The sequence below is a fragment of the Nocardioides sp. zg-1230 genome (genome assembly GCF_013155335.1).
Taxonomy (GTDB): domain Bacteria; phylum Actinomycetota; class Actinomycetes; order Propionibacteriales; family Nocardioidaceae; genus Nocardioides.
Genome location: NZ_JABJQZ010000004.1, coordinates 378,490 through 400,152, shown reverse-complemented (window position 1 = coordinate 400,152; position 21,663 = coordinate 378,490). Strand labels below are relative to the sequence as shown.

Below are 21,663 nucleotides of genomic sequence, written 5' to 3'. Positions count from 1 at the left end.
ACTGACCTACGCTCGCTGGCGCGCGCTTAAGGGGACCGTGCGCGCGGACAGGACCGGAACACGATGACCAGTAAGCTCGAGCGACCCGCGGCGGCGGATGTCGCCACGCCGGCCGGCACGACGGCGACTGTGCTCTTCATGCGGATGTGGGCCATCGCGCACGTCATCCACCTCGTGGCGGCCGATGCTTCCGCCCTCGCGACGCCGTGGAGCATCGCGACGGTCGGCCTTGCGGTGGTGGTCGTCCTGCGACCGGACGGTCGACTCTTCCTGGCGATGATGGTCGCGCAGGCCGCTGACTACGTCGCGGAGATGCCAGGCAGCCCGGACCATTGGGCGTTCATCCTCCTCGTCAACCTTGCCATCGGGCTCACGATGCTCGTCAGGCGCTCGACCGGACCTCAGGCAGTCGCCGCAGCCTTCCCCGGAGTACGGGCGATCGCTCTCGTCGTATACGGCTTCGCAGCGCTCTCGAAGTACAACACCCACTTCTTGGACCCCGTCACGAGCTGCGCCAACGCCATCGCGGGCCGGGCGAGCTACGGCCTGACCGCCCCTGTCCAGGACACGCTGCTGCTCCCGGTCGCCAGCCTGCTGATGGAGACGTCCGTCCCCCTGCTCCTGGCCCTGCCTCTCACCCGGCGCCACTGGGTGCGAGTGGCGATGCTCTTCCACTTCACCCTCAGCATCAGTCCGGCCTTCTCGGTCGTCGACTTCACCAGCGCGCTCTTCGCGATCTTCGTCCTCTTCCTCTCCGACGAGGAGGTGGATCGCGTTCTCGCCGTGTTCCGCGCCGTGGCTTCCAGGTCGGCCATCGCACGCGATGCGAGGCGCATGCCCCCGGTCACGGCATTCCTCGCGTTCGCGGTGTTCGGATTCATCGGCTACGCCAGTCCGATCCTTGCGGCCGCCCTCGTGTTCGTTGCCGCACAGCTCTACCTCCTCGCAGTGCTCATCGCCGCACTCTGGACGTGGCGGCGACCTGCGCAGCGTCGACCGTTCGGACGGCCGATGCTGGTGCACGTCCCCGTCCTGGTCCTGGCCGTGCTGTGGGGGCTGAGCCCGTACCTCGGGCTGCGCACGACCGGGGTGTTCACCATGTTCTCGGGCGTGCAGACCGAGGGCCAGCAGGCCAACCACCTCCTGCTGCCGACGTCACACCTCACCACGTGGCAGGAGGAGCTCGTGACCATCCGGGGATCCAACGATCCGGTGCTGGCTGGCGCGACGAAGTACGACCTTGCGATCCCCCTGCTGGCGCTGCGGCGCATGGCTCAGGACGACCCCGACCTCACGGTCGCCGGCATCGTCGAAGGACGACCCGTCGAGTTCGGGCCAGGCGAGGGACAAGTCGATCTGGCACCCCTGCCCTACTGGCAGTACAAGCTTCTTCACTTCAGGCCGATTCCCCTCGGCGACAAGCCCTTCTGCTCGATCAGCTGACGGGCTGGCGGGCGATCAGCGCGGCGCCCACCAACCCGGCGAGCGGTCCCAGCCGAGCAGCGACCACGTCGGGGAGGGCTCGGTGCTCTGCCCCCACGACAGCGCGGCGTAGGGCGGCACGCGCTGGATGGAGCAGGCCGTCACCCGCCGCCGACAGTCCGCCACCGATGACGACGATCTCGGGATCGAACGCTGCTACCAGGTTGGCCGTGCCGACGCCGAGCCAGCCACCCACCATGGCGAAGGCCTGTCTCGCCACGAGGTCACCCTGCTCCGCGGCGGAGGTGACCATCGGACCAGTCACCCGATCCGGTGATCCGCCGCTCATCTCCACCAGCACGGATGGCTGACCGGCCATGAGGGCGCGTGCGTTGCGGACGAGGGCGTTGCCAGACGAGTACTGCTCCCAGCACCCACGCTGGCCGCACTCGCACGCCTCGCCGTCGGGCACGACCTGCATGTGCCCGAACTCACCCGCCATCCCGTTGGCGCCGCGGACGACCCCGCCGTTCAGGAGCACGGCGCCCCCGATCCCGGTGCCCATGGTGATCATGAGCGCCGATGACGCGCCGCTGGCTGCGCCGTAACGGGCCTCCGCCAGAGCAGCGCAGTTGGCGTCGTTGTCGAGGCCGACAGGACAACCGAGCCGCTGGGCAAGGAGGTCGCGCAGAGGCTCTCCCTGCCACGGCAGGTGAGGAGCGAACATCACGCGCTCGCTGGCAAGGTCGACGAAGCCCGCCGCTGCAACGCCGACGCCGGCAAGGCTCCGGCCATCCGCGACCTCATGGACGGCTGCCACCAGCGCGTCCTCGACCTGGCTCGTCACCACTCGGCGCCCCGGGGTCGTGCTCAAGGCCGTACGACCCACGCGCCCGTCAGCGTCGACGACGCCGGCCAGCACCTTGGTCCCGCCGATGTCGACCCCGACCACCACACCATCGCTCACGCGGGACATCCTCCAGCACGCCGCACCACATGCGCCGATGGGACCAGCAACGTAGTCACATCGGGCCATCTTTCCGCAGTGACTGAACCCAGTGCCGCGAAAGCAGCGACAGCCGGGATCAGCGCGCCCTACGGTGACTGGCGCAGGACTAAGGGGCAAGGGGAACTCATGCGCTGGCGCATCCGAAACAACGGCCGGACCGAACGAGGTGCCGCCGCGGTGGAGTTTGCCTTCGTCGTCATCCCGCTGCTCTTCATCATCTGCATGATCGTCAACTTCGGGGTGATCTTCGCGCAGCAGCTCAGCCTGGACAACGCCACACGAGCTGCCGCTCGTGCAGGCGTGGTCGACACCGACCCACCCGCCGACGTGTCGGCGCGGGCGGAGGACGAGTTCGCGTCGACCATCGCGCGCACGAGTGCGGGCGACCTCGACATCACCTTTCCCGGTGACGCTGGCGACTCCTGCGAGGGCAGCGAGTTCGGGGACATGTTGGCGGTCCGCGCCGAGGTGACCACTGACGTGGTGATCCCCTGGATATTCCCCGACGCGGTCCTTCCGGACTCCTTCGACCTCGAGAGTGAGGCTGCGTTCCAGTGCGAGTTCAACTGACGTCACGTGACCCTGACGAGCGCGGCGCCACCGCCGTCCTCGTCGGAATCCTCGCGTTGTTCATGGTCGGGCTTGTGGCGTTCACGACGGACGCAGGCGTCGCGTTCGTGTCCAACCGCAACCTGCAGCGTGCTGCTGACGCGGGCGCCCTGGCCGCCGCACAGTCACTCACCCAGACTCCGGGCAGCTGCGACCTGGCGACGTTCAGGGAGGGCGGCGAGGCCTGGGAGCTGGCGCATGCTCGCGCCCAGGAGGTCGCGCAGGATAACTACCCGAAGAACGTCGCGCGCGATTGGGGCGAGACCGACTTCGACATCGACTGCGACCCGGACCTGAAGGTGCTCATCGTCACGTTCGGCAACCAAGGCACCACCGACACGGTGTTCGCGCCCATCTTCGGCGGCGATGAGGAAGTGACCACCACGCAGGACTCGGAGGCAACCATCGACGTCGCTCCGGGCGCTGGTGAGAACGTGCGGCCGCTCGCGCTCTGCTCGGCCGCGGTCGGCGACACCGAGCCGGGCGAGTTCGTCCAGATCTTCTACCCCGGCCACGGCACCAAGTCACCTCCGCAGTGCCCGAAGCCCAAGAGTGCCGGCAACTGGTGGACCCTCGACTGTCCCGAGGAACGCGGTGGTGCCACCACCGTCCTCGAGGACCAGATCCGCAACGGTTGCACGGACCGCGTCACTGTCATCCCCGGCCAGTCGGACGTGGACACTCCCGGACAGCTGACGGTCGTGCTCGAGGATGCGTGCCCGGCAGCGCCGATCGGCTCCGAGACGTGCATGAGCGGCGACCCAGGCAACCTGGACGCTGGTCACATCGCGGATGCCTGGGAGGACCTGGTCGACACGGAGAAGGAGAGCATCTTCCCGGTGTTCTGCGTGTCGCCGCAGTGCAGTGAGGACACGACGTCCGGCTCGGGTACCGGAACCGTGTTCCCCGTCTACAAGCTCGTGTCGGCCATCGTGTGCGGCTATCACTTCAGCAAGAAGGAGAAGAAGCACTCGACCACGGGCAAGTGCGAAGGCAACCCCTTCCTCGCCGAGGCGGACCCGGACGACAGCAGCGGCAACAACTACCTCGTGCTGAAGTACATCTCGACTCGCACCAGTGGAACCCATGCAGAATCCGAGTGCGCACTGGGGGCTGAGTGCGACGGCGGGCTGCGGCGTACGCGTCTCACCGGCGGTGGCGGTGAGGAATGAAGCGGGTCACTCGTCCTCGGGCCAGTCGTCCGTGACGTCGACCTGCTCGACGTCGTCCGTGCCCTGAGACGAGTCCGGGGCGGACGCCAGGAGCGCCGCGGCCGCCTGTGCGAGCGAGCTGGCGGCGGCGGACAGGTGCGCCGTGACCTCCGGACTCACCTGGCGCACGGCGCTGATCGCCCGGCACAGAGGGCACACCGTGCACTCCGCCGCACCTGTCGCGAGGTGTTCGTCGAGGTCGTGCGCGGAGGTGGCGGCCTGTGCCGCGAGACCGGACAGTCCGTCCCCGGCCTCGGCCGCGTGGTCGCGCGCCCACCCGGACAGGGCACCGAACAGCCGTGCTGCCTCCTCGCCCAGCGACCCGACGTCCCGCGGTTCGGCGTCGGTCACAGTGCCCCCTCGGACAGGTCGGTGGATGCAGCAGCCGGCTCGACGAACCGGACCTGGAGCTCGCCGTCGCGCACACGCGCACCGGCGACCCGTTGCCTGGCCAACCCGGACGGCATGGTGAGGAGGCGACGGTAGGACGCCACGGTGACGATGAGCTCGTCACCCTTGCGCACGAGGCCCACGTCGTCCTGGGACGCCAGGGGCAACGGAAGTGACAGCACCAGGCCCCTCGCCGTCGAGCGCACCGACATCGCGGGCGCCGACGCTCCTACCGCGAGCGGGTCGATGTCGTCGTATACGGACGCCGCGAGGTCGAGCAGCTCGTCGCGCCCCACGGGCTCGTTCGTCCGGTACACCGACGTGAGCAGGCCGAGGCCGGCAAAGGAGTCGGCCGCATCCTCCAGCCGACGGCGCTGGGCGTCGACCCAGCTCCGGCGCCAGTCGTCCGCCCCCTCGGCGGGGAACACCCTGTTCACGATGGCCGTGTCGACGCTGTAGCCGAAGAGGGTCAAGAACGTGTAGGCGCGGCGCGCCTCGGCCAGCACCACCGACTCGGGGGTGAGGACGAGGCGGACCGACGTCTCGGGTCCGGTCAGCACCGCGCGTACGTCGTCGAGGTCGGCGTGGAGCCGCTCGACCGCGTCGAAGACCGAGTCCTCGGGCATGGGCACGCCGGCGGCGCGGCTCAGCACGGGCTTGAGTGCCTTGACGACGCGGCGTTCGACGGGGAGGACGCGCGTCATGTACCACCCGAGCGCCTCGGGGAGGGCGAGCAGCCGCAGTGTCTCCGCCGTCGGCGCACAGTCGACGACCAGCACGTCCCACTCCCCCGACCTCGCCTGGGCGCGCACCTCGAGGAGGGCCAGCACCTCCTCGGCGCCGGGGATCACGGTCAGCTCCTCGGCTGCGACCGGGTCGACCCCGGCCACGTCGAGCACGCGGAGGAGGTAGCCCTGGATGTCGGCCCACGACCGCTCGAGGCGCTCCTGGGCGTCGACGTGCTGGACCCAGAGGTTCGCGGCGACCTCGGTGGGCTCGGACGCAGCGGGCACGTCCAACGCGTCGGCGAGCGAGTGCGCGGCGTCGGTGGACAGCACGAGCGTCCGGTGCCCGGCCGCGGCGCTGGCGCACGCCGTGGCGGCGGCGAGCGTCGACTTGCCGACACCGCCCTTGCCGGTGAACAGCAGGATCCGCATGCCCGGACCGCGCGTCAGAGCGACTCGACGCGCTTCTTGAGGCCCTTCAGCGCGGCATCGATGAGGATCTTCTCGCCCTTGCGCTTCAGCATGCCGATCAGCGGGATGGTCACGTCGAGCGCAAGCCGATAGGTCACCTCGGTGCTTCCGTCGCCACGGTCGACCAGCGTGTAGGTGCCGTCGAGGGCGCGCAGCATCTTGCCCTGGGCGAGGGTCCAGGTGACCTCGCGGTCGCCGTCCCAGTCGTAGGCGAGGGTGTACTCGTCCTTGATCGGCGCGACGTCGAGCTCGAAGTAGACCCGCTCGGCCCGATCGTCGGCCCCCGGCTCCACGACCTCGGCCTTCTGCACGCCCTTGGCCCACTCGGGGTAGGACTCGAAGTCGGCGATGACGGCCATCACGTCGGCCGGAGGAGCGTCGACGACGATCGACGAGGAGGTCTGTTCGGCCATGGCCGGAGCCTAGCCCAACGCGCGGGTGGGTCCGGGCACAGGCACCGGGCGTGCTCGACACCCCCTACCGGGCGATAACCTGCGACCGCAGTCCACCACCCTCCAGGAGGTTCCACCGTGCGGGAGTTCTCGACGCCGCTCTCCATCACCATCCCGTCCACCGGGAACCTCACCGACGACGTCGTCACCAACGGACGCGACTTCGCGGACACCGTGGTGTTCAGCCGACGCACGGATGACGGGTGGACCGACGTCACGGCGGCCGCCTTCCTCGCCGAGGTCCGAGCGGTCGCCAAGGGGCTCGTCGCGGCCGGCGTCGAGGCCGGCGACCGGGTCGCCCTCCTGTCGAAGACGCGCTACGAGTGGACGCTCCTCGACTACGCCATCTGGTTCGCCGGCGCGGTCACCGTGCCGATCTACGAGACGTCGTCGGCCGAGCAGATCGGCTGGATCCTGCAGGACTCCGGCGCCCGCGCGATCGTGGCCGAGGGTCCGGACCACCTCGCCCGGGTCCGCGAGGCGCGCCAGTCTGGCGACCTCGCCGAGCTCCAGCACGTGTGGTCGCTGCAGGACAACGCAGTCGGCGTGCTCGATCGCCTCGGCTCCGACATCTCCGACGACCTGCTCGAGCAGCGCCGTACGGCGGCGACGCCGCTCGACCTCGCGACCCTGATCTACACCAGCGGCACGACGGGCAAGCCCAAGGGCTGCATGCTCACCCACGGCAACTTCATGTTCGAGCTCGGCGTGGCCGTCGACGAGCTGCACGAGCTGTTCGACAGCCACAACGCCTCGACGCTGCTCTTCCTGCCGCTCGCCCACGTGTTCGCCCGCATTATCCAGGTCGGCGCAGTGAAGAGCCGGGCCAAGCTGGGCCACAGCGCCGACATCAAGAACCTGGTGACCGACCTGGGCGAGTTCAGGCCCACGTTCATCCTGGCCGTGCCGCGGGTGTTCGAGAAGGTCTTCAACAGCGCCTCGCAGCGCGCGACCGCCGACGGCCGGGGCAGGATCTTCGACCGCGCTGCCGACGTCGCCATCGCGTGGTCACGCGCCTCGGACGGCAAGCGTGTGCCGGTGCGGCTGCGCGCGCAGCACGCCCTCTTCGACCGCCTCGTCTACGGCAAGCTGCGCCAGGCACTCGGGGGCAGCTGCACGTACGCCATCTCAGGTGGCGCACCGCTGGGCGACCGGCTCGGCCACTTCTACCGCGGCATCGGCCTCACCGTGCTCGAGGGCTACGGCCTCACCGAGACGACCGCCGCCCTGTCCGCCAACCTCCCCGACGCCACCAAGATCGGCACGGTCGGACGGCCGCTTCCCGGCACGAGCGTCCGCGTCGCCGACGACGGCGAGCTCCTCTTCCGCGGCGGCCAGGTGTTCGCCGGCTACTGGGGTGACGAGGCGGCGACGGCCGAGGCCATCGACCGCGACGGCTGGTTCCACACCGGCGACGTCGGCGAGGTCGACGACGAGGGCTTCGTCCGCATCACCGGCCGCAAGAAGGAGATCCTGGTGACCGCCGGCGGCAAGAACGTCGCGCCGGCCGTCCTGGAGGACCGCCTTCGTGCCCATGCCCTGGTCGACCAGTGCCTCGTCGTCGGCGACGGTCAGCCGTTCATCGGAGCACTCGTGACGATCGACCGCGAGACCTACCCCGAGTGGGCCGAGCAGCACGGCAAGACGTCCGACCTCGGCGCCAACCTCGACGACCCCGACCTGGTCGCGGCTGTCCAGGACGCTGTCGACGAGGCCAACAAGGCCGTGTCGAAGGCCGAGTCGATCCGCAAGTTCGCGATCCTCCCCGGCGAGTGGACCGAGGAGGGCGGCCAGCTCACCCCCAGCCTCAAGCTCAAGCGACGCGTGGTGATGCGGGAGTCGCGCGAAGAGATCGAGGCGCTCTACCTCGGCTGAGACATCCCCCACCGAGTCGGATCCCCCCAGCATCGCGGGCTAGGCCTCGACTAGGTCGGCATAGTCACAAGGGACTACCCCGTGGCCATGTTCGGGTGGTTTGCGCGGTTTAGCCCCCGCGCCCGCGGCGGCGCCCATAAGTTCTCAGTCGCTGGGTTGGGCGCCGGGGCCTCCCAAGCCCGATGCCCGGCGCTCCGTTGTGTGAATCGGACGTGTCGTTCGGTTCCCCGAACCAAAGGACTGCCCCATGGCTCGCCGTTCCGTTCTCCTCATGGTGGCCGTGCTGATCGCACTGATCGGCACTGCGTTGATCGTCGTCTACGTCCAAGGCATCGATGCGCGAGCAGCCGAGGGCCAAGAGCTCGTGGAGGTGCTCGTGGCCACGGACACCCTCGAGGCGGGCGAGTCCGTCTCGGCGGCGCAGGAAGCCGGCAAGTTCGACACCAAGGAAGTCCGGCGCGACGATGTCGTCGACGGCGCGCTGTCCTCGACGAGCTCGATCTCGGACCTCGTTGCGACAGGACCGATCTACCCAGGTGAGCAGCTGATCGCGCGCAAGTTCGGCACCCTCGGGGACACCGACTCGCTGGTCATCCCCGACGACAAGATGGCCGTGTCGGTCGAGCTCACCGACTGGGAGCGTGTCGCCGGGTTCGTCAACCCCGGGAACGAGGTGGCCATCTTCGGCACGGCGCTGGCTCCGGTACGCATCGCCCCGGATGGCGAGGAGACCAAGCTGGGCGACTGGACCCGAGTCGTCCTGCCACGCGTACCGGTGTTGGGTGTCGGCACCACGAGCGTCACCTCCCGGACCACGCAGAGCGACGACGGGGAGGAGGTCGTCGAGGAGGTTCCGACGACGATCCTGACCATCGCCGTCAGCCAGGCCGAGGCCGAGAAGCTGATCCACTCCGACCGCACGACCGAGCTCACCTTCGCCCTGCTGACGGACGACAGCGGTATCCAGGACGAACCGGGCATCGGACTCGGCGGCGTGATGCCCGAGCACTTCAGGACGACGCCGTGACCGCGATCCTCGAACCGGACACGTCGCAGGCCAACATCCTGCAGGCGATGCTGCACGGCTCCGCGGCGTTCCAGGACATGAGTGCGCTGCGCGACCACCTCGAGGCGACGCCCCAAGAGTTCGCGGTGGTGATCGGGCCCTCAGTTCCAGCCGACTCCGCAGCCGAGTTCGCGCAGTGGGCGCGCGTCCAGCGCCCCGACCTCGGTGTCATCCTCCTGCGCGACACCGTCAACAGTGACGCACTCGCGCTCGCGTTGCGGAGCGGCATGCGGGAAGTCGTCGGCGCGCGGGACCTGGCGGGCGTGACCACCGCGGTCCAGCGGGCGCGGAGCGTCGCCAGCGCCATCGGCCAGACGCTTCTGGGTGAGGCGCAGGCTGCGGCCGACGCAGCCATGGCGCAGGTTGCCGCCGAGGCAGCTGCTGCCCAGGCGGCGGCAGAGGGCCCGTCGGGTCGCCTGCACACGGTCTTCTCGACCAAAGGCGGCGTGGGCAAGAGCCTGGTAGCCACCAACGTCGCGGTGGCGCTCGCCGATGCGGGACACCGTGTCTGCCTCGTCGATCTCGACGTCAACAGCGGTGACGTCGCCATCATGCTCCAGCTGAACCCGACCAGGACGATCAGTGACCTCGCCGGCTTCCAGGGCGTCGTCGACGACGGCGCGGTCGACTCCGTCCTCACGAAGTACTCCGACAACCTCTCCATCGTGGCGGCGCCGATCCGCCTGGACAGTCCCGATCAGGCGACCGCCGAGGACATCGGCAAGCTGCTCGACGCGTTGAAGTACCGCTTCGACGCTGTCGTGGTCGACACCTCGGGCGTCTTCGACGACCAAGCGCTGACTGCGCTCGACCGCAGCGACACGATCATCCTGGTGGGCACCCTCGACATACCAGCCCTCAAGGGACTCAAGCTGGCGACCAACACGCTGAACCTGTTGAACTTCGGCAAGGACTCGTGGCGGTTCGTGCTCAATCGCGCCGACGGCCGCGTCGGCCTGTCCGTCGACGAGTACGAATCGACCCTGGGACTCAAGGCCGCACTGACTCTCGTGTCGGCCAACGAGGTGCTCAACGCCGTCAACCGCGGTGAACCCCTCGTGCGCGCCTACGCCGGACACCAGAACAGCAGGGGCCTGGTGCGCTTCGCAGCGACGCTCGGCCACACGTCGACCTCCGCGGCAACATCCGAATCCGCTGGGCGCAAGTCCGGGCGGCTCCGTCTCAGGAAGGGCTGATCATGGGACTCAGCGACCGACTCGCCGCAGCGACGCGCCTCAACGGCTCCGGAGGTGGCGCCGCGGCCGCAACGGACCAGGAGGGAGTCAACGGAACCGCAGCAGCCGGGGAGGCACCCGGGACGGCCGTGACCTCCGCATCGAGTCTCGCGGCCCGTCGCAAGCAGAAGACGCCGGAGGGCGTCGACCCGTTCCGTGACCTGAAGCGTGTCGTCCACGCCCGCCTCGTGGAGTCGATCGGACCCAAGCTCTACGACGCCAACATGACTCAGTCCGAGCTCGAGCAGCAGGTCCGACTGGCTCTGCAGACGACGCTCGCAGACACGGACATGCCGATGACCTCGGCAGACCGGACGCGTATCGCCCAGGAGATCGCGGACGACATCCTCGGCTACGGTCCGATCGAGCCGCTGCTCCGTGACCCGGACCTGTCCGAGGTCATGGTCAACGCCTACGACAGCATCTACATCGAGCGCAGCGGCAAGCTGGTGAAGACCGGTACGTCGTTCTCCGACGAGGCACACCTGCGCCGCACCATCGACAAGATCGTCGGCAAGATCGGCCGACGCGTCGACGAGACCAGCCCCATGGTGGATGCCCGCCTGCCCGATGGCAGCCGCGTCAACGCGATCATCCCGCCCCTGGCGCTCGACGGCTCGAAGCTCACCATCCGCAAGTTCTCCGAGGACCCCTACACCGTCGAGGACCTGATCAGCTTCGGCACACTCACCCGACAGTCGGCTGAGCTCCTCGCCGGATGCGTCAAGGGCCGCCTCAACATCCTCGTCTCCGGCGGTACGGGTGCAGGGAAGACCACGACCCTCAACGTGCTCTCGTCCTTCATCCCCGACGACGAGCGCATCGTCACCATCGAGGACGCCGCGGAGCTGCGCCTCGTGCAGGACCACGTGCTGCGCCTGGAGTCGCGTCCCGCCAACATCGAGGGCAAGGGCGCCGTGACGATCCGCGACCTGGTCAAGAACTCCCTTCGCATGCGCCCCGACCGCGTCGTCGTCGGTGAGATTCGTGACGCGGCTGCACTGGACATGCTTCAGGCGATGAACACCGGTCACGACGGTTCGATCTCCACCCTTCACGCCAACACCCCGCGTGACGCACTGTCCCGCCTGGAGACGATGGTGTTGATGGCGGGCATGGACCTGCCGGTGCGCGCCATCCGTGAGCAGGTCGCCAGTGCGGTCGACCTGATCATCCAGCAGACCCGTCTCAAGGACGGCACCCGCCGCATCACCGCGATCACGGAGATCGTCGGCATGGAGGGCGACATCATCACCACCCAGGACGTCTTCCTGTTCGACTACGCCGCAGGCATGGACGACATGGGCAAGTTCAAGGGCGGTCTGGCATCAACCGGTCTGCGCCCTCGCTTCGTCGAGCGGCTCCAGGACCACGGCGTCCACATGGATCCCGCCATCTTCGCCGCCGTGGGCGGTCGACGATGAGGCGCCTCGCTCTCAGGCTGTCCGGCGTCGGCGCGGCGGTGGCAGCACTTGCACTCTCCGTACCCGGCGCGGCATTCGCCGAGAACGAGGTCACGATCGACCACGTCGAGTCCACCGGGTCGGAGGTGAACCTCCTTCTCTCGGTCGACCGCCTCCCGGGCGGCGCTGGGGTCGAGGCAGACTCGGTGGACGTGGCCGTGGACGGGCGCGCCGTCGACTCAGTCGTCAAGACCGTCGCGGCCGGCGACATCCAGCGCTCGACCATGCTCGTCCTCGACGCGAGCAACAGCATGCGGCGCGCTGGGAAGTTCGACGCCGCGAAGGCTGCGGTCGACGCCTACCTGACGGCGGCACCCGAGGACGTCCGCATCGGGCTGGTGGCGTTTGCCGGCAAGGTGTCGACGACCATCGATCCGACGACCGACCACGATGCCGTGGCTGCCGCGCTGGAGGGCGTCACGCTCAAGCGGGGAACGAGTGTCTACGACGGCATCGAGGCCGGTATGGCGGCGTTGGGCGACGAAGGCTCCCGCTCCGTCCTGGTCCTGTCGGACGGTGCTGACACCGGCAGCACCACGACGCTCGACGTCCTGTCGCGGCAAGCGGCCGACGCCGGGGTTGTCGTCGACGTCGTGTCGCTGGCCGAGGCCGCTCGGGCCGCGGAGCTGGCCTCCCTGGCCGATGCGACGCGAGGCACCGTCATCCCGGCCGACCGAGCCGCTCTCGCCACGGTCTTCAGCCGTCAGGCGGACGCGCTGGCCGAGCAGCTGCTCATCACGTTCGAGGCGCCTCGCGACGTGACGACCGACGCGTCCGTGGACGTGACCCTGACATCGGCCGGACAGACCTTCCACGACTCCGCTCTGGTCGCCTTCGCGGGCACCGGGACGCAGCTCGACGTCGTCGACTCCGGCAAGGCGCTCGTCAGCCGCCCCGTGATGCTGGTCGGCGCCCTTGCCCTCGCAGTCGGGCTGGGCGGTGTGCTGGTGACCGTGCTCGTCGGAGCCACCGACAGTCGGACGGCATCCGAGCGTCGCCTGGACGAGTACTTCGGCGATGGGCGGGAGTCGCGAAGGCGAGGCCAGGCCGCAACCGCGGACCTCAAGGGGTCTGCGGTGGCAGTGGCGGACAAGGTGGTCACAGCGGACCTCGAAACCCGGATCTCACAGCGTCTCACGGGCGCGGGCTCGGCTCTGACAGCGGCCGAGTGGGTGCTCCTGCACGCCGCGATCGCGGTGGGTGGCGCACTGGTCGGGTTCCTCGTCGGGGGCGCCGCCACCGCGGTGCTGGGACTCGTGCTGGGCATCGTGCTTCCTTGGATCTACCTCCGTTTCCGCCACAAGCGCCGACTCTCCAAGTTCAACGCGAACCTCGCGCAGTCACTCGGACTCATGGCAGGCGGACTCCAAGCGGGGTTGTCCCTTCCACAGGCCGTTGACACCGTCGTGCGGGAAGGCAACGAACCCATCGCAGGTGAGTTCAAGCGGGCGCTCATCGAGCAGCGCCTCGGCATCGACATCACGGACGCGATGGAGGGCATCGGCCAGCGAATGGAGAGTCAGGACTTCACGTGGGTGGTCATGGCCATCCGGATCCAGCGTGAGGTCGGTGGGAACCTGGCCGAGATCCTGCACACAGTGTCGGACACGCTGCGTGAGCGCGAGTACCTGCGCCGACAGGTGAAGGCGCTGAGCGCGGAGGGCCGGATGTCGGCATGGATCCTCGGTGCGCTGCCCGTGGGAATGTTCGGCTACATGCTCATGGCCAACCGCAAGTACGTGGAGCCCCTCTACACCACGGGCCTCGGGTGGATCATGCTGATCGTGGCCGCCCTCTTCCTGAGCGTGGGGAGCTTCTTCATGGCCAAGCTGGCGAAGGTGGAGGTCTGACATGTCGCCCATCCTGATGCTCGGTGCGGGAATGCTCTTCGTCGCCGGCACCCTCACGCTGTCACTCATCGGCGTGACAACTGTCGAGCGTCGCGGCGTGGCGAGATCTGTCGCCGCCATCAACGCACTCGAGTCAGCTCCCGACGTCATGAAGGAAGAGCTCGAGCGACCGTTCGCGGAACGTGTGCTCGCTCCTCTGGGCGACCGCTTCGTCGGCGTTGGCCGCAAGCTGGCTGGCGCCGACACCGCGAAGAAGATCCAGCACCGCCTCGATATCGCTGGCAACCCCAAGGGCTGGGATGTGAACCGCATCCTCGGCCTGAAGGTGCTGGGCCTCGGCATCTTCGGCGTTCTCGGCTTCCTGTACATCGCGTCGACTGACTGGCCCTTATACCGCGTCGTGATCGCCACGGCAGCGGTCGCCGGGTTCGGCTACGTGCTGCCCAACGTCCTGCTCTACAACGCTGGGCAGAAGCGGGAGGCACTCATGCGCAAGTCGTTGCCGGATGCCCTCGACCTGCTCACAGTGTCGGTCGAGGCCGGGCTCGGCTTCGACTCCGCAGTCGCACGCGTGGCCAAGAACACCGAGGGCCCCCTCGCGCAGGAGTTCGGCCGTCTCCTTCAGGAGATGCAGATCGGAGTGGGCCGAGTCCAAGCCATGCGCAGCATGGCAGAGCGCTCGTCGCTGGATGACCTGCGATCATTCTGTACGTCCATGGTGCAGGCGGACAGCCTCGGAATCCCCATCGGTCGCGTGCTGCGTGTCCAGAGCCAGGAGATGCGCACCAAGAGGCGGCAACGAGCTGAGGAGAAAGCGCAGCAGGTGCCCGTCAAGATCATGGTGCCCCTGGTCTTGTTCATCCTCCCCTGCCTTTTCATTATCGTGATGGGCCCTGCGGCTATCGGGATGATGGAAGCCTTCGGCAGCTAGGCTCGCGGTGCAGACGCTCCCATCGACCGAAGCGCCTGGCGGCCCTCAGCTCCGGACGTGGCGCACGACGACTGCCGTACGCGTCTTCGCCCTCGCACTGGCGACCGGCAACGCGATCAGCAGCGGGACACTGAGTGAGGTCCTTCCGCTCCTGCTGGTGCTGGCTGTCGTGTCCGCGGCCTCGTCCCTTCTCGAGTGGTCCAGCAGGAACAAGCTCACCCACTGGCACTCCGTGGCCGAGGCCGTGGCGGTCACTACGGTGATCGTGGGCGCGTCCTCATCCTCGAGTCCCGTCGCGTACCTCGCCGTTCCGCCTGTGGTCGCCGGCGTACGGCACGGTCTGGTCACCACGCTCAACGTGACACTCCTGTCAGCCTTCACGGCCGCTGCCACCCTGGCGCTCGAGCCCGGAGGCGACGCCCTCCAGGGTGCGGCAGCGTGTGCGCCGTGGCTTGCGATCGGCCTCGGGGTCGGGCTGCTCGCGAGCTGGCAGTCCCGCGCCACGCGCGACCTCGCTGCGCGGCAGGCGCCGTATGCCGCGGCCCACCTCCTGATGGCCCGCATCCACCAGCTGGCGACCTCAGGCACCCTGGGCCTGGACAGCACCTCGCTTGCCAGTGAGCTCGAGGACGCCATGCGTCGAGCGACCAGCGGTGCCCGATCGACGGTCTTCGTCGTGGAGCCCGACAGAACGCTGCGCGCACTCAACCCCGGCCCGGACGTGGAACGTCTCGCACGTGAGATCGATCTGCCCGACTCCGATCGGACGCCCGGCGCGGCGGTCGTTCCGCTCCGCGGTGCGCAACAGGTGCTGGGCTACTGCGTGGTGGTCGGGGTGCCTCGATGGACCGATGAGCTCGCTGATCGGGCCCGCGAGGTCGCAGACGACTTCGCCCTACGACTGGACACCGCCGTGCTCTTCGACGACGTCCGCACGCTCGCCACCTCGGAGGAGCGGAACCGCATCGCACGCGAGATGCATGACGGCGTCGCGCAGGAGATCGTCGCGCTCGGATACATCGTCGACGAGATCGAGTCGATCAGCGACCAGGACCAGACGCGGGAGCTGGCATCGGTGCTCAGGGCCGAGATCACCCGCTTGGTGTCGGAGATCAGGTTCTCCATCTTCGACCTGCGCCATCAAGTCACCGACGGACGTGTTGCGAGCTCGCTGGCCGACTACGCGCGCGCGGTCAGCATCGCCAGCGGTCTCCGCGTGCACCTGTCCCTGGCCGAGTCGGGTCCGCCCCTGTCGCCGCGCACAGCGACAGAAGTCCTGCGCGTGGCGCAGGAGGCCATCGGCAACGTCAGGAAGCACGCCAACGCCGAGAACCTGTGGCTGACCTTCGAGTCCGACGGAACCATGCTTCAGCTCGAGGTGGAGGATGACGGCGTCGGGAACGCCGGCCCACGCGAACACCACTGGGGGCTGCAGACCATGCGCGAACGGGCAGAGGGCGTCGGCGCCCGGCTCGACGTCTGTCCACGTCAGGACGGCGGCACCGTCGTCAGCCTGCGGTCCACCGTGACCACCCCCCGAGAAGGAGGCACTGCCCATGGGCACCACCGTGCTACTGGTTGATGACCACGAGCTGATTCGCCAAGGACTCGCGCGCGCCTTCGAGCGTGACGTCGACATGACCGTCGTGGGTCAGGCCGGCAACGTGGCCGACGGTGTTGCGGCGTGCCATCAGCTCACTCCAGACGTGGTGGTCACAGACCTCCAGCTTCCGGACGGGCATGGTCTCGAGATCGCCCGGGCGGTGCGTGCAGTGTCCGACTCCATCGGCGTGGTGGTGCTGACCATGCACGCCGGCGACGACCAGATCTTCGCCGCGATGGAGGCTGGCGCCTCCGCGTTCGTCGGCAAGGACAGCAAGGCGGCCGAGGTCGTCAGCGCAGCCAAGCACGCCGCGGTGGCACCCAGGACCTTCCTCTGCGCCGGGCTCAGCGCCGCGATGGTGCGTCGAGCGACCAGCCCCGCACCTCCCAAGTTGTCCGGGCGCGAGGGAGAAGTGCTCACCCTCCTGGCAGACGGACTGGGAACAGGCGAGATCGCCGGTCGCCTGTACATGAGCGAATCGACCGCGAAGACGCACATCACCCACATCTACCAGAAGCTGGGCGCCGTCAACCGGGCTCAGGCGCTGGTGACGGCGATGCGGCTCGGCATGCTGGACCATGCGTCGCCGCAACGGTTCTGAAGTGGCTCTGCCGGGTGCTGTCTTCCCGTGCGACGGAGCCGTCCGTGCGGGTGGGCCATCCCTAGTCACAAGAGACTACGGAGGCGCGGCCGATCACCCGATTCGGCGAAGAGGCTGGCTTGGCAGAGTTGTCCTCGACGGGTCCACGCGGGCTCGGAACCGAGACTCACCAACACACAGTCACCTAAGGGGAATTCCATGCTCGAGAAGTTCATCACCTTCATGATCGTCGGCCGTGACGAGGAGAAGGGCGCGACCGCCGTTGAGTACGGCCTCATGGTCGCCCTGATCGCGGCCATCATCGTCGCCACCGTCGCCCTCCTGGGCCAGGCCATCCTCGGTGCCTTCAACACGGTTCTCGCCGAGCTCTGAGCCGACCACCAGCGAGCCGGCGTTGCGAGCCCGCAACGCCGGCTCGCTGCATTTCTCTGAGAGGCGAGCGCGATGCCGAAGATGCACATCGATGACGAGCGCGGGGCCACTGCAGTCGAGTACGCACTCATGGTCAGCTTGATCGCTGCCGTGATCATCTCGGCGGTCTCGCTCCTGGGCGGAGAGCTGCTCGGGATCTTCCAGGGCACGCTCGGTTGGCCCTGGTAGCCACCGGCGACAGGAGCTCCGCGACAGCTTGGCCATCGACATTGAAGGCGACCGATCATCGGTCGCCTTCAATGTCTTTCTTCACTGTCGACGGACCCGCACACGGAGCTCATCTCGCCATGTCGCTGTCAGGTCGCCCAGGCCGAACCCCGCTCCGTTCAGTGCTCGTTCGAGGTCATCACGTCGCGTCGCAGCCCCGTAGACCTCGATGAGAGCTCGCTCGCCCACGCGCTCGGCAATGATGCGGCAGGCCAGCCAGGCCTCCTCGTAGCGGGCCTGCAGATTGCGCGCACGGGGGTCGAAGTCCGCCGCCGTCGGCAGCGCCTCCGGGACGCCGTCCCGCCTCGCCGCCTCGATGGCCCGGCCGAGGGTCACCCGGTCCGGGAGCCGCGTCCCCCGCAGCGCGACGTAGTCGGCGAAGCCCTCGAGCAGCCACGGCTCGACCGGTCGACGTACGGCGTCCGTCGCGACATGCACCAGCTCGTGGCTCATCACCACCTGCGCGCCCATGCGCCGCAGTCCGTCGGAGACATCGGGGTTTACGAACACGTGGACGGGCCCGTCGACATCGGACGCGCGCCCGGCTGGTGCGGTCACGGCGGCAATGCCGGCGTACGTCCCGGGCTCGGCGCCGAGCGTCTCGTCGAGGCTTCGCGCGCTGTCGGGGATCTCGACCACGACGGGCGAGCTCCAGTCAGGCAGGGCTCGTCTGACGACGTCAATGCCGCGCACTGCCCGATCAGTCGCAGCCTCGGCCACGTTCGCGGGCCCGTCCGCCATCACCAGGACGTCGTCCGCACGCGCCACGGACAGTCGTCCCCGGAGCCACAACGGAAGCCGACCGCCCTCTTCGGCGAATGCCTCGAACCCGGCGATACCGAGACCCTCGCTGTCGGGAGCGAACAGGACCGCGACATCGCTACGGGCCGGCTCGTCGTCGAAGCCGCGCAGCTGCCACGTCAGCTCCGCCACCCCAGTCCAAGAACCGTCCGACGAGACCGTGTCCACCTGGTCGACGTACCGTGCGCTGACAGCGGTGAGGTCGAGCGAACGGGCGTTCGCGGCGATGCCCGAGAGCAGCTCGCGCGCGGCGGGCAGCTCGGACGGTGCCAGCCGCTCCATCGCCGGCGCGTCGCGTTGTTGAACGGCCTCGACGAACGCTGCCAGAGCGCGGGCAGCCTCGGCAGGACTCGCGCGCGGCGTCTCGACGGGCGGGGCGGGAGCCACCTCCTGACGTCCGTCCCTGACGAGAACGATGACCACCAGGACGACCACGAGGAACAGCGAAAGGCCGGCCGCCCACAGGAGTGGACGACCGGCCTTCGAGGTCTGCTGGTCAGCCAGGGCGGACCGCGCCGACGTAGGGCATCGAGTGGAGACCCGACACGGCGACGCCGGTGCCGGGGTTGGCGGCGTGCACAATCATGCCGTTCCCGATGTACATGCCGACGTGGCTGATCGGGCTGTAGTAGAAGACCAGGTCGCCGGGCTGCAGGTCGCTCGCAGCGATCCGGGGACCGGAGCTGAACTGAGCGCTCGAGGAGTGGGGCAGCGACACGCCGGCCTGAGCCCACGCGCGCATGGTGAGGCCGCTGCAGTCGAAGGCGTTCTCACCCATGGCGCCGTAGACGTAGGCGTCGCCGACCTGCGCCATCGCGTACTGCACGGCCGCGGCAGCGCGGCCGGACGCCGGGACGGAGACCGAGCTGGGCGCGCGGGTCGTCGTGCCGCGCGAGGCGAGCACGCGGTCGCGCTCCTCGGCCTCGAGGTCGGCGAGCAGGTCCTTGGCCTCGGCGAGCTTGTCGTCGACGGTGTCCTTCTCGGCGCTCAGCTGCTCGGTGAGCTCCGCGATCTCCTTCGTGCGGGCACCGGTGGCCTCACGGCGGATCTCGAGGGCCGCGAGCTCGGTGTCGTAGTCGGACAGCAGCGAGGCCTGGAGGTCGTTGAAGGACGACATCGTCGAGAGGGAGTCGAGGAACGCTCCCGGGTCGTCTGAGACGACGATCTGACCGACCGTCGCGATGCCCTCTCCCTCGAGCTGTCGGACGACCGCGTCTGAGACCTGGTCACGAACGGCGTCGAGCCGCTCGTCCTGGCGCTCCTGGTCGGCCTTGAGGCCGTTGAGGTCGCTCCGAAGGTCGGCGAGGTCGAGCCTGGCGTCGTGGAGGCGCTCCTGCGCCGCCTCGGCCTCGTGGTAGAGGCGGTCGACGCGAGCCTTGACGTCCTGGATGTCGGGATCGGCCTGCGCGGGAGTCGCGGGCACGAAAGCGATGGCAGCGATCGCGGAGAGACCAAGAACGGTCGCGCCAACTCGCTTGCGGGTGTGAGCCACGAGCGGGGGAACTCCTCGGGGTGTCGTACGCCTACCAGGTGAGCTGACGGGTTCGGCTCGACTGGCCTACCTCTGCTCCTCGCGCCGCTCGCGCAGCGCACCTCACAGAGGATTCACCCCAGGGGGAAGTGTGGTTCCCCGGCTCGTCGACCACGGGTGATGCGGGGGTGTGGTCCACGACTCGGCGCGACGCCCGCGCGGGCCGGGTGACCCACTGCCACGGACGTCAGCCCACACCCTAGACCGACGTCGGACCCGTCGCCAATCTTCGGCCCAACTTGTGGAAGTCGTGTCTGACGCCCGTTCATGCTGACTCGATGACCGGCCCCGTCACCGGCTCCACGAGCCGCAGGGGTGGGACCAGGCCTCCGGAGGCCAGAACGTCGAGCGCGGCCATCTCGTCGTCGTCGATGGTCAGCTCGGGCGGTGGGCCGAGGAGCACCGTCACCACGCAGTCGTGGCAGTGCAGCCCGCGCACCACGCAGGTGTCGCAGTCGATCCGTGTCGTCATGTCCCGAACGGTGACAGGGGCCACCGACAACGCCTCCTCGGCGTGTCGCCGGTCGGCGTGTCGGGTTAGGAACCGATGACGCCGAGCAGTGCGGCGACAGGCACTGCTCGCGCGCCGTCGCGTGCCACGTCGCGCGCGACGGCCTGGTCCCCGGTCACCACGACCACCACGCGACCTCGAGGCTCGGCAGCCACCAGCTGACGGATCACGTCGTCGGCGATGACGCCCTCGGGGCTGAACACCACGCGGACGCCGCGCGGCGCCGGCATCGCCGTACGCACGGTCGACTCGGCTGCATCGAACACCACGGTCGTCTCTGCCCCGGTCCTCGCAACCAGCGGGCCGAGCGCTGCGACCAGGCGGCTGCGCTGGGCCTCGAGGCTCGCGGTCGGCCACCTCTGCTTGGTGACGTTGTAGCCGTCGACCACGAGACGTGCCCGTGGCAGCGAGAGGGTCTGCTCCAGCAGTGCCGGGGTGGCCGGCGCACTGGACGCGGGTGCCGACTCGATGCCCGCCAGGGCAGACTCCACGGCATCGCCCGGCGTGCCGCTCACGGCCGGGAGGGCCAGCTCGCGCCGGAGCCCCGTTGCGGCGTCGACGACCGCGTCGAGCAGGAGCCGGGCCCGGATGCTCGCCGCGTCCCGGTCGGACCGTGCCTCGCGACGGTTGGCCGCCAGGCCGGCCTCGGCCTCCTCCAGCTGCGCGCGCAGGCGTCGTACGTCGGCCTCCGCATTGCGGGTCGCGATCTCGGCCGCAGCCGCGGCCTCGTCGCGCGCGGCGTACGCTGCGTCCCGCTCCGCCTCGGCGGCGCGCAGCACACCGCGCGCCTCCCCCAGACGCTGGCGCAGCACCTTGTGGTCGGCCTTCGCCCGCTCCAGCTCGGCGCGGTGCTCCGCTCGCACTGCGGCGAGCTCGGCCTGCAGTGCGGCTACCTGGGCGGTGAGGCGGGCGTGCTCGGCATGGGTCTGCTCGTCGCGTACCTCGTCGTCCTCGAGCGAGTCGGCGACCTGGGCCACGACGTCCTCCCAGCCGTCCTCTCTGGCCAGCCAGGCCCGGGCGGCCGCGTCGACCGGATCGTCCACGGAGGCCTGAACAGCGGCGACCTGCACGGCCGCGTGCTCGCGGAAGGTGTCGTCGTCGAGCGCAGCCAAGATGGCCCCGCCACCGAGTCGCGCGCGCCGGGCGGGCGCGAAACCAGCCACCTTGCGCAGCGAGGGTGGCACCGGGGTGACGGACGGCAGGACCGCAGAGACCAGGGCGACCACCCTCAGGCGCAGCCGCTCCGGCAGGGCCGCGAGGTCGGTCAC

General features: G+C 69.2%; 21 protein-coding genes and 1 riboswitch. Of the genes, 13 read left to right on the top strand and 8 right to left on the bottom strand.

Annotated features, from left to right (window positions below):
* Positions 1 to 63 precede the first annotated feature (63 nt).
* Complete coding sequence (locus tag HOO61_RS13805; protein ID WP_172259314.1) at positions 64 to 1,443, top strand: hypothetical protein; 1,380 nt, start codon at positions 64 to 66, stop codon at positions 1,441 to 1,443.
* On the opposite strand, the gene HOO61_RS13800 is transcribed toward HOO61_RS13805, so the two are convergent.
* Positions 1,436 to 2,389 carry an ROK family protein gene (locus tag HOO61_RS13800; protein ID WP_367650172.1) on the bottom strand — a complete coding sequence of 318 codons (954 nt, stop codon included), beginning with the start codon at positions 2,387 to 2,389 and terminating at the stop codon, positions 1,436 to 1,438. The two genes, HOO61_RS13805 and HOO61_RS13800, sit on opposite strands and share 8 nt — an antisense overlap.
* A gap of 168 nt (positions 2,390 to 2,557) precedes the next feature.
* Between HOO61_RS13800 and HOO61_RS13795 the strand changes: the two genes are divergently transcribed.
* Together HOO61_RS13795 and HOO61_RS13790 are read left to right on the top strand one after the other, a co-directional pair.
* Positions 2,558 to 3,001: a TadE/TadG family type IV pilus assembly protein gene (locus HOO61_RS13795; protein ID WP_172259310.1), complete on the top strand. Its 444-nt coding sequence runs from the start codon at positions 2,558 to 2,560 to the stop codon at positions 2,999 to 3,001.
* The gene (locus HOO61_RS13790; RefSeq protein ID WP_172259308.1) at positions 2,986 to 4,212 is read left to right on the top strand and encodes a pilus assembly protein TadG-related protein; all 1,227 of its coding nucleotides are present in this window, start codon (positions 2,986 to 2,988) and stop codon (positions 4,210 to 4,212) included. Before HOO61_RS13795 ends, HOO61_RS13790 begins: the two co-directional genes overlap by 16 nt.
* A gap of 6 nt (positions 4,213 to 4,218) precedes the next feature.
* Here HOO61_RS13790 and HOO61_RS13785 read toward each other — a convergent pair whose 3' ends face one another.
* From HOO61_RS13785 to HOO61_RS13775, 3 genes are read right to left on the bottom strand one after another with little or no spacing between them, the layout of a single operon-like run.
* Positions 4,219 to 4,602 (bottom strand): hypothetical protein, encoded by a 384-nt coding sequence (locus HOO61_RS13785; protein WP_172259306.1) that lies wholly within the window; start codon positions 4,600 to 4,602, stop codon positions 4,219 to 4,221.
* Positions 4,599 to 5,798 carry an ArsA family ATPase gene (locus tag HOO61_RS13780; RefSeq protein WP_172259304.1) on the bottom strand — a complete coding sequence of 400 codons (1,200 nt, stop codon included), beginning with the start codon at positions 5,796 to 5,798 and terminating at the stop codon, positions 4,599 to 4,601. Before HOO61_RS13780 ends, HOO61_RS13785 begins: the two co-directional genes overlap by 4 nt.
* 14 nt (positions 5,799 to 5,812) lie before the next feature.
* Complete coding sequence (locus HOO61_RS13775) at positions 5,813 to 6,250, bottom strand: SRPBCC family protein (protein ID WP_172259302.1); 438 nt, start codon at positions 6,248 to 6,250, stop codon at positions 5,813 to 5,815.
* A gap of 117 nt (positions 6,251 to 6,367) precedes the next feature.
* Between HOO61_RS13775 and HOO61_RS13770 the strand changes: the two genes are divergently transcribed.
* The 10 genes from HOO61_RS13770 to HOO61_RS13725 all read left to right on the top strand — a co-directional run bounded on the left by HOO61_RS13770 (position 6,368) and on the right by HOO61_RS13725 (position 17,513).
* Entirely contained in the window at positions 6,368 to 8,164 is a 1,797-nt protein-coding gene (locus tag HOO61_RS13770; RefSeq protein ID WP_172259300.1) for an AMP-dependent synthetase/ligase, read from the top strand.
* 247 nt (positions 8,165 to 8,411) lie between these two features.
* The gene (gene cpaB, locus HOO61_RS13765; protein WP_172259298.1) at positions 8,412 to 9,191 is read left to right on the top strand and encodes a Flp pilus assembly protein CpaB; all 780 of its coding nucleotides are present in this window, start codon (positions 8,412 to 8,414) and stop codon (positions 9,189 to 9,191) included.
* Positions 9,188 to 10,426: an AAA family ATPase gene (locus HOO61_RS13760; RefSeq protein WP_172259296.1), complete on the top strand. Its 1,239-nt coding sequence runs from the start codon at positions 9,188 to 9,190 to the stop codon at positions 10,424 to 10,426. Before cpaB ends, HOO61_RS13760 begins: the two co-directional genes overlap by 4 nt.
* Before the next feature lie 2 nt (positions 10,427 to 10,428).
* Positions 10,429 to 11,889, top strand: coding sequence for a CpaF family protein (locus HOO61_RS13755; protein ID WP_172259294.1), 1,461 nt, complete (start codon positions 10,429 to 10,431; stop codon positions 11,887 to 11,889).
* Positions 11,886 to 13,778 (top strand): type II secretion system F family protein, encoded by a 1,893-nt coding sequence (locus HOO61_RS13750; protein ID WP_172259292.1) that lies wholly within the window; start codon positions 11,886 to 11,888, stop codon positions 13,776 to 13,778. The genes HOO61_RS13755 and HOO61_RS13750 overlap by 4 nt, the downstream gene beginning before the upstream one ends.
* A gap of 1 nt (position 13,779) precedes the next feature.
* Positions 13,780 to 14,709 carry a type II secretion system F family protein gene (locus tag HOO61_RS13745; protein ID WP_172259290.1) on the top strand — a complete coding sequence of 310 codons (930 nt, stop codon included), beginning with the start codon at positions 13,780 to 13,782 and terminating at the stop codon, positions 14,707 to 14,709.
* 7 nt (positions 14,710 to 14,716) lie between these two features.
* Positions 14,717 to 16,291 (top strand): sensor histidine kinase, encoded by a 1,575-nt coding sequence (locus tag HOO61_RS24920; protein ID WP_172259289.1) that lies wholly within the window; start codon positions 14,717 to 14,719, stop codon positions 16,289 to 16,291.
* Positions 16,266 to 16,913, top strand: coding sequence for a response regulator transcription factor (locus tag HOO61_RS13735; RefSeq protein WP_172259288.1), 648 nt, complete (start codon positions 16,266 to 16,268; stop codon positions 16,911 to 16,913). The genes HOO61_RS24920 and HOO61_RS13735 overlap by 26 nt, the downstream gene beginning before the upstream one ends.
* 198 nt (positions 16,914 to 17,111) lie before the next feature.
* The gene (locus HOO61_RS13730; protein ID WP_172259287.1) at positions 17,112 to 17,285 is read left to right on the top strand and encodes a Flp family type IVb pilin; all 174 of its coding nucleotides are present in this window, start codon (positions 17,112 to 17,114) and stop codon (positions 17,283 to 17,285) included.
* A gap of 72 nt (positions 17,286 to 17,357) precedes the next feature.
* Entirely contained in the window at positions 17,358 to 17,513 is a 156-nt protein-coding gene (locus HOO61_RS13725) for a Flp family type IVb pilin (protein WP_172259286.1), read from the top strand.
* Between the two features lie 81 nt (positions 17,514 to 17,594).
* On the opposite strand, the gene HOO61_RS13720 is transcribed toward HOO61_RS13725, so the two are convergent.
* The 4 genes from HOO61_RS13720 to HOO61_RS13705 all read right to left on the bottom strand — a co-directional run bounded on the left by HOO61_RS13720 (position 17,595) and on the right by HOO61_RS13705 (position 21,663).
* Entirely contained in the window at positions 17,595 to 18,788 is a 1,194-nt protein-coding gene (locus HOO61_RS13720; protein WP_172259285.1) for a hypothetical protein, read from the bottom strand.
* A 61-nt stretch (positions 18,789 to 18,849) separates the two neighbouring features.
* A complete protein-coding gene (locus HOO61_RS24915; protein ID WP_367650171.1) occupies positions 18,850 to 19,776 on the bottom strand; it encodes an NlpC/P60 family protein in 927 nt (308 codons plus the stop codon).
* Between the two features lie 96 nt (positions 19,777 to 19,872).
* Positions 19,873 to 20,032, bottom strand: a riboswitch (cyclic di-AMP (ydaO/yuaA leader).
* Positions 20,033 to 20,149: 117 nt separating this feature from the next.
* Positions 20,150 to 20,356 carry a hypothetical protein gene (locus HOO61_RS13710; protein ID WP_172259283.1) on the bottom strand — a complete coding sequence of 69 codons (207 nt, stop codon included), beginning with the start codon at positions 20,354 to 20,356 and terminating at the stop codon, positions 20,150 to 20,152.
* A 65-nt stretch (positions 20,357 to 20,421) separates the two neighbouring features.
* Positions 20,422 to 21,663, bottom strand: coding sequence for an NYN domain-containing protein (locus HOO61_RS13705; protein WP_172259281.1), 1,242 nt, complete (start codon positions 21,661 to 21,663; stop codon positions 20,422 to 20,424).